The sequence below is a fragment of the bacterium genome (assembly GCA_041648665.1).
Taxonomy (GTDB): domain Bacteria; phylum UBA10199; class UBA10199; order 2-02-FULL-44-16; family JAAZCA01; genus JAFGMW01.
In genome coordinates, this window is the sequence record JBAZOP010000115.1 from 1 (window position 1) to 7,933 (window position 7,933).

General features: G+C 60.2%; 7 protein-coding genes. 5 read left to right on the forward strand and 2 right to left on the reverse strand.

Going from position 1 to position 7,933, the window contains the following annotated elements; translation table 11 throughout:
* On the forward strand, window positions 1-601 hold a 601-nt coding region (locus WC683_18220), incomplete at its 5' end, for a HipA domain-containing protein (GenBank protein ID MFA4974547.1).
* A gap of 180 nt (window positions 602-781) precedes the next feature.
* A complete protein-coding gene (locus tag WC683_18225; protein MFA4974548.1) occupies window positions 782-1,153 on the forward strand; it encodes a PilZ domain-containing protein in 372 nt (123 codons plus the stop codon).
* A 4-nt stretch (window positions 1,154-1,157) separates the two neighbouring features.
* Here WC683_18225 and WC683_18230 read toward each other — a convergent pair whose 3' ends face one another.
* On the reverse strand, window positions 1,158-2,123 hold the full coding sequence (locus WC683_18230; protein ID MFA4974549.1) for a response regulator: 966 nt from the start codon (window positions 2,121-2,123) through the stop codon (window positions 1,158-1,160).
* 192 nt (window positions 2,124-2,315) lie between these two features.
* Between WC683_18230 and WC683_18235 the strand changes: the two genes are divergently transcribed.
* Window positions 2,316-2,861, forward strand: a complete 546-nt coding sequence (locus tag WC683_18235) for a DnaJ domain-containing protein (GenBank protein ID MFA4974550.1) — start codon at window positions 2,316-2,318, stop codon at window positions 2,859-2,861.
* Window positions 2,862-2,868: 7 nt separating this feature from the next.
* On the opposite strand, the gene WC683_18240 is transcribed toward WC683_18235, so the two are convergent.
* Window positions 2,869-5,799 carry a PEP/pyruvate-binding domain-containing protein gene (locus tag WC683_18240; GenBank protein ID MFA4974551.1) on the reverse strand — a complete coding sequence of 977 codons (2,931 nt, stop codon included), beginning with the start codon at window positions 5,797-5,799 and terminating at the stop codon, window positions 2,869-2,871.
* 115 nt (window positions 5,800-5,914) lie between these two features.
* Here WC683_18240 and WC683_18245 point away from each other — a divergent pair, with 115 nt between their 5' ends.
* Window positions 5,915-7,156 carry an aminotransferase class III-fold pyridoxal phosphate-dependent enzyme gene (locus WC683_18245; protein MFA4974552.1) on the forward strand — a complete coding sequence of 414 codons (1,242 nt, stop codon included), beginning with the start codon at window positions 5,915-5,917 and terminating at the stop codon, window positions 7,154-7,156.
* A gap of 11 nt (window positions 7,157-7,167) precedes the next feature.
* Window positions 7,168-7,933: deoxyribonuclease IV (locus tag WC683_18250; protein MFA4974553.1), on the forward strand; the 766-nt coding region annotated here is incomplete at its 3' end.

The following is a 7,933-nucleotide window of genomic DNA, read 5'->3' on the forward strand; positions in this document are numbered from 1 at the left end:
GGTGCCGGTGCACGGCCTGCTCTATTCGAGCGACGAAAGCTTCACCTATTTCATAAGGAGATTCGATCGCACGGGCAGGGGGAAAAAGGCGCATACAGAAGATTTCGCACAGCTCTCCGGTGAGTCGCGCGAGACCAAGTACCGAAGTTCGATGGAGCGCGTTGCGCAGGTGATCCGCGAATTTTGCACCTTTCCGATGGTGGAGTACGTAAAACTGTTTCGATTGACGGTGTTCGCCTTTCTCATCGGAAACGAAGACATGCATCTCAAGAATTTTTCGATCATTGCGAGAGAGGGCAAGGTCGAGCTCTCCCCGGCGTATGACTTCGTCAACTCAACAATCGCCCTGCCGAACGCAAAGGAGGAGCTGGCCCTGCCCCTCAAGGGCAAGAAGTCAAACTTGGGCCGCGCCGATCTAGTGGATTATTTTGCTGAGGAAAGGCTGGGCCTGAACGAATTCGCTGTGGAAAACGTGCTCACGCCGATCAGGGAGGCGCTGCCGGGCTGGGAGGACCTCATAGGGGCGAGCTTCCTCTCGGATGGGATGAAAGAGTCCTACCGTGAGCTGCTCAATAAGAGAAGAGTGATACTAGGTATCTAAGATTGTTGAAAAAGAGTTTTGTCATCCCCGCGAAAGCGGGGATCCCGCGGATTTAAATACCGGAGATTCCTGCTTTCGCAGGAATGACACTGCTTTGTCAGCAGTCTGGATATCTGACCTTTTTTTACGTTGCTTGCAATTCAATGTGATCTGTTCGATACGAGTGGGAGGAGAATCGTTATGGCAACAGGAGCGGAACGCAGGAAATTCGCGAGGCTCGATCTCGCGCTTACGGTGAGCTACCGTGTCATAGGCGCAGTCGGCGGCCATCCGGCTGACCCGCGCGAGGCGGTATCCAGCGACATAAGCTTAGGCGGCATCCGGCTCATGACGCCCGGGCCCCTGGAGAACGGAACAATGCTCGCGCTGGAGATCCTGCTCGGCGAGGATGAGGGAAACCCCATCAAGGCTGAGGGCGAGGTGATGTGGCAGAACAAGATATCCGCCACGAGCTACGAGACCGGCGTGATGATCAGGAACATGCCCAACGACGACAAGAGCCGCTTCATGCAGTTCGTATTCGATCAGATGTCCAAGGTGGTGACAGGCTGACGCATCACATCACTTCAAGTTTGGCCGCAGCGCCGATGGCCTTCTTTATCTCCTCGATCAGGTTCTTGGTCTCGAACGGCTTGACTATGTAGCCGTTCGCGCCGGAGTTCTCTGCAAGCTCGCGATCCTTCGGGTGGTTGCGCGCGGTCAGCATTATGATCGGTATCTCCGCAAATTTCTCGTTGAACTTGAGGAGCCTGCATACCTGGAAGCCGTCGAGCTTGGGCAGCATGATGTCCAGGAGTATGCACTGGGGCATGAGCTGCTGCGCCATCTTCAGCCCCTGCACTCCGTCGTCCGCGGTCGCCACCTCGAATCCGCTGAAGGAGAGCAGGTCGGAGAGCAGACTTCGCATGTCGGGCTCATCGTCCACCACGAGGACCATGGGCTTGGAGGGCGGACCCTTATCCAAGGGTTTCATGCCGGGCCTGATGGGCCGAGGTGTCTCCGGCGCGGGGGCGAGCGTGGGCCGCGCGGGCTCCTGCTGTGGGATCGCGACTTCGGGCTCGGCCTTCGGCTCGACGGCCGTCTCTTTCGTTGGAAGCGGAGGAGGCGGGCGTTTCGGTTCGCTCTCTCTCTCGGAGTAGACCCTGGAGATCTCCTGCAGGTCCAGCGTCGCCTCGACGTGCGTGAGCATTCGCTCCTTGTCGATGGGCTTGATCAGGAGACCGGCTATGCCGCGCTGGGCGAGGTTGTCCGAGACCATCTCCGGCACCGTGATCACGAGTATCGGTATGTTTGTGCTCCTGGCCTGCAGTATATCGAGCAGCGCCAGCCCCGACATGTTGTTGGCCAGTATGTCCAGGATGATGAGGTCCGGCTTCTCACGGGTGATGATGTCCAGGCCTGAAGATCCTTTGCCGGAGATCACTACGGAATAGCCCGAATCGAAGAGCGCGGAGAAGAGGAAGTTGGCGTCCTCCTTCTGGCAGTTGAGCAGTGCTATCTTTGCCTTGCCCGCAGTCGTCATATGCGCTCGGTCTAGCCCTCTAACTCATTGATAAGCTTGACATAATAACACTATCAAATGCATTTTATTACATCTCGATGCAAAAGGAAATCAAATGAATATATAGGTGGAAAGGGGCCCATTGCTTTTCTTGCATGGCCGCGCTTTTTTCTGCACAACTTTATTTGAGGTATACCGATAAGAGGTCAGGACATGGGACGCACATACTACGAGATAATTCAGGTATCGCCGGACGCCTCGCCCGAGGTCGTCGCGGCCGCCTACAAGGCGCGGATGAAGAAGAATCATCCCGACGTGGGAGGCGACCCCGAGGAGGCCACGAGGCTCAATGAGGCCTATGAGGTCATCTCGGATCCTGCCAGGCGTGCGCAGTACGACTCGTCCCTGACCAGGCCCAGGGCAGAGGGACCCGATGCGGACACGGAAGGGCAGGAGCGCCGTCGCGTCAAGCGCCACGAGATCGACGCAGCGATCTCTTACTGCGTGGACCACGACAGCAACTGGCACCCCGCCAGGGTGATCGACTTTTCGATCCTGGGCCTTCGGATCCGCTCGCACGATCAGCTCGCGATCGGCCAGAACGTCGTCATAGTGCCGCCCAACCTCGCTTCCCTGGCGATGCACGGAACCGTGCGCTGGGTCCGCGTATTTCATCCCACGATATTCGAGAGGGTCTACGAGGCAGGCATCGAGTTCCCGGACCAGATCACCAACATCCGCCAGAGACTATCGACGTAAATTTTGTTCAGGATTTCAAGATCACCCCGCGGCCGGAGTGTCCGTCGATGCGGACCGCGATCGGGTCCTTGAGCCTGATGTGCTTTATGAACGCGGTCTCGAGAGAGGCGTGCTGTTCGTGCAGCCATCCCCAATCAACAAAACCCTCCTGAGTTCCTTCGTCGATCGATAGATATCCTATGCGCGAGGATGTGATGTTGTGGAAGAAATGGGTCCCCTGGGAGGGCTCGACGTCCACCTGCTCCGTGGATATCTCCGCGATCACCTTCGCGTGCGAGATCTGGGCATAGGTCACCGGTATGCCCAGCGCGGAATTGGTGGTCCCCCATCTGCCGAAGCCCATCAGGACGTAATTGTCGCCGCGCGCGACCATGTGCGCGTTGACCTTGCCTATGTGCTCCGCTATCTCGGCGGTGCGACTCTGGTCGAAAGCCTCGGGCTTGACGAAGACCACATCCCTGATGCCCGTGAAGTTTCCGTTGCCCATGGCCTTGTTCGACAGCGCGATGCAGTCCTCCCTCGCGATGCCCTCGACGCTCACCTCCTCCGCCTCTTCGCCGGATACCAGCGGCCTGATCTGGAGGACCGAGAGCGAAGGGCCTGCTCCGTCGGACGCAAGATTTGCCGCGAACTCCATCTCCACGGGGCATCCCATCCCTTCGGCGCCGATGTCGAGCATCTCCGCAAGCAGCGAAGGGAGCGGAAAGAGCTGGCCTGACAGCAGGTCCTTGAAGGTCAGCACCTTTGGGCCCGTCCTGTTGACGCCGTCGTAGATCACGTCGTCTTCCCTGGAATAAGTGCCTCCCAGCGGCGGGAGCACTCCGTGTTCCTCCGCCTTCATGATATCCAGGGTCGCTAGAGTCACGTTCTCGTCGGTGAAGAGCGCGGGATTGGTGTTGATGAGATCGATCACGTGGAACGACCGCTGCGATTGCGCCAGGATGTCGGCCGGCTTTGAGAACTGAGGCAGTATCGTGGGATATCGCGGGCAGAAGCGCAGCACCCTCTCGCCGCGGACCGCCATGGTCCCCAGCCCCAGCACTATCTGCGCGATCCCGTCCTCGGGCTTGAGATATCCCACGGGGAAGAAGTTGTAGGACTGCGCCACGCCGGCCACGTCGGGATAGAAAAAGTCGCCGTGGCGGCGCCCCACGATCCTCTGGACGATGACCGCCATCTTCTCGCTCTCGACCGCGATGCCGTTGGCCTCCATGTAGGCCCTCGGGTCCGCGAAGAACGTCGAGGCGTACACGAGCTTCACGGCCGCCAGGAACTGCGCGAGCCTGTGATCGAAGTCGGGATGGTTATTCGGGAGCAGATAGGTGGAGTACAGCCCTGCGAAGGGCTGTGACAACGAATCCTCGGAGAGCGAGGAGGAACGGACCGCAAGCGGGCCTTCGGTCCTCCGGAGAAATGAGGCTATGTCGCCCACGATCCTGGGCTCGATCTCTGCGGCGAGGAACGCCTTGGCGATGGCGCCGTCGTCCGCGGCGTCGATCGCCACCCTGTGCAGCCTGTTGGTCTCCAGGAAATTGTCGAACACGTCCGTGCCGATTGCCACCGTCTGCGGCACCTCCACGGCCTGCCCGCGGAACCTCTTCGCTATCTCGGGGTCCTGAACGAGTTTGCTCAGGAATCCTATGCCGCGGCCCTTTCCTCCGATCGAACCGGTGCCGAAGCGCATGAAGAACATGGAGAGGTCGAGGTTGCGCTCCGAGAACCTCGCGATGTTGAGCCAGCGTTTCGTGATCGCGGCCTCGTGTATGCAGGCGAGCAGCTCTTTCCTGAGTCCGGCCACCGAGCTGAAGTCCGAGAGGTTTATCGGTTTGATCTTGGCTGCAAGGGCGAACTCGCCGCGTGCGTAGAACCAGTTCGAGAAGTGGTTGCGCCTGCTGTGGTATGCGACCGACTCGTCAGGGACGCTCCCGAGCAGGTTCTCCATCTCCTGCATCGTAGTGGCGCGGGCGATCTCGGTTCCGTCCGGCATCCTGAAGAGGAAGTCGCCGAAGCCGAAGTAGTTCTTTATGAAGTTGCCGAGTTCGGTGAGGAGGTGCGGCGAGTTCTTGTCCACGTAGGAGGCGCCGACCTGGCCTGCGCGGCCGGCGTTTCCCGCGTCCTTCGACTGCAGGAGCACGGGCGTGTCCGGGTTCTCGCCCTTCACGAGTTCGGTGAACGCGAACCCGGCCTCCGCGTCGAGCGCGCCGCCCCTGGGGAAACGCACGTCGCTTATGATGCCGAGGAGGTTGTCGCGGTATTTTTCGAACAGCTCCACCGCCTCCTCGTAGCTGCCCGCCATGAGTATCTTGGGCCTGCGCCTCATCATGCGGAGCTTCTCGTCCGCGGTCGCTCCCTCGAAGACCAGCGAGCGCGTCTGCTCCATTATCTCGGTGTATATGAGCGGCAGGTAGTCGCTGTAGAAATGCGGCGAGTCCTCGACGAGGATGATGGCCCGCACGTCCTCCTTCAGGCAGTCGTGCTCCGCGTTGACGCGGTCCTCGAGGCACTTGATGATCGCCAGGAAGATGCGCGTGTCGCCGTGCCAGTTGAAGACCTTGTCTATGGCCGGGCTTTCCCGCCGCTTCTTCGTCCTCCCTCCGCTTCCCATCTCAGGGGTGAGCAGGACCACGGGGAGGTCGGGTTTCAGCTCCTTTATCTTTGCGGCCATGTCGAAGACGCTTCGCCCCTTGCCGACCCTCTGGCTCGTGATCACCAGGTCGAAGTCGTGCTCCTCCACCGCGGCGATGGCCTCCTCGGCGGTGGAGGCGTGGGAGATCGACGGCGCGCTCGTCAGGTGCAGGATCGTGTATTCGTCCGATATTCTGTCCGCGAGCAGCCCCTCCTCTTCTATTATATAGAGGTCGTACGGGCTGGAGACGAAGAGCACGTCGTTGATGCGCCAGGACATGAGGCGCGTGGGTTCGAGGCCGTAATAGGACATGGGCGCATATTAAGCAGATACCGTGTTCGAGGGCAACAGGAAGGGAGAGTCGATCATTTGGGGTTGCGGTTTTTTCTCCGTGTGTTTATCTCACCCTCCGAATCGGAGGATCTCTATGGACAGGCTCAACCTCACCAGGTCAAAACAGCTATGGAGCGAGGCCCTCGACCTCGTGCCCGGGGGCGTGCTCGGCATCCGCAGGCCGTATAATTTCGTGGAGGGCGAATATCCTTATTTCCTCTGCGAGGGCAAGGGCGGCAGGGTCTGGGACCCGGACGGCAACGAGTACATCGATTTCCTCTGCGCGTACGGGCCCATCATACTCGGTCATCGCGAGCCTGAGATCGACGAGGCGGTGGCAGCGCAGATGAAGAAGGGCTTCTGCTTCAACCTCTGCCAGCCGACGCAGAACGAGCTCTTCAAGAAGTTGAAGCAGATCATCCCCTGTTTTGAGCAGGGGTTCACGGTCAAGACCGGCTCCGACGGCACGACCTCCGCGGTGCGCCTGGTGCGCGGGTTCACGGGCCGGGACAAAATAATCCGCTGTGGGTACCATGGCTGGCATGATTGGTGCGTGGAGATCCACGGCGGCGTGCCGAAGCACGTGCTCGAGGATACGCTGGAGTTTAAGTACAACGACCTCGATGCGCTGGACAAGCTGCTCGTCGAGAACAAGGGGCAGGTCGCGGGGATAATCATCACCCCGGTCGGCCATCCGCTGGCAAAGCCGGTGGAGGCGCCGAAGCCCGGCTTCCTGGAGGGGGTGCGGAGGCTCGCGGATCAGCACAAGGCGGTGCTGGTCTTTGACGAGGTGCGCACCGGTTTCCGCGTTTCGCTGGGCGGCGCGCAGGCGCGCTACGGGGTCACGCCGGACCTGGCGATATTCGGCAAGGCGATCGCGAACGGCTATCCCATCGGGATCGTCTGCGGCCGCAGGGATATCATGAAGCCTCTTGCCGAGAACCAGGTCTTCATCTCCTCCACTTTCTTCCCCAACGGCCTCGAGATCGTGGCCGCCCTGAAGACTATCGAGATACTGGAGCGCGAGAGGGTATGCGACAGGATCTGGGAGCGCGGGACAAAGTTCATGGCGGACGTGAAGGAGATCGTGGGCTCATCCGGCGTCGCAGCGGAGCTCTCCGGCATCCCGCCCATGCCCTATATCACCTTCAAGGCCGACCCTGAGAAGAAATACAAGGAACGGCGCAAACTCTTCTTCACCGAGTGCATCCGCCGCGGCCTCTTCATGCAGCCGTACCATCACTCCTACATCATGCACCGCCATACCGACGGGGATCTGAACGAGGCGAAGGGGATAATAAAGGACTCGCTCTCCGAAGTGGCGAAGAAATATTAGGTATGCGGCGCATGGGCAAAAAGCTCACTGAAGGCCACAGGCTCCTCGGCGCGCATTGCTCGATCGCGGGCGGGGTGGAGAACGCGCCGCTCGCGGGAGGCCTGATCGGTGCAACCGCTATCCAACTCTTCACCGGCTCCAACCAGCAGTGGCCTGCCCGCCATGCCTTCGGCAAGGCGATGGCAGGCGGGCATGCCCAATGGTTTTCGGCTGCGCAGACTGAGGCATTCCAACGCAATATGAACGAACAGGGCATCCGCATCGCAGTGGCGCATGCCTGCTATCTCATCAACCTCGCTGCGCCCGATCCCGTGATCTGGCGCAAATCCATCGATGCCATGGAGGGCGAGATCGAACGCGCCTCCGCTCTCGGCATCCCCTGGGTCATCGTCCACCCTGGTTCGCACAAGGGCAACGGCCTTGAGTGGGGGATAAAGAGGATCGCCGAGGCGCTGAACTCCGTGCTCGATGCCACGGAAGCCCTCTCGGCCGGAGTGGCGCTCGAGACCACGGCCGGCCAGGGCGCTTCCATAGGGGGTCGCTTCGAGGAGTTGGCCTCGATCATCGCCCATATAGATGATAAGCGCAGGGTCAAGGTCTGCTTCGACACCTGCCACTCCTTTGCTGCCGGATACGAGCTGTGCACAAAAGAGGGCTATGCCAGGACCTGGCGAGAGTTCGATGAAGCGATCGAGATCCGAAACCTCGTCGCCATGCATCTCAACGACAGCCAGGGAAAGCTGGGGAGCCGCATCGACCGCCACGCGCCTATCGGCA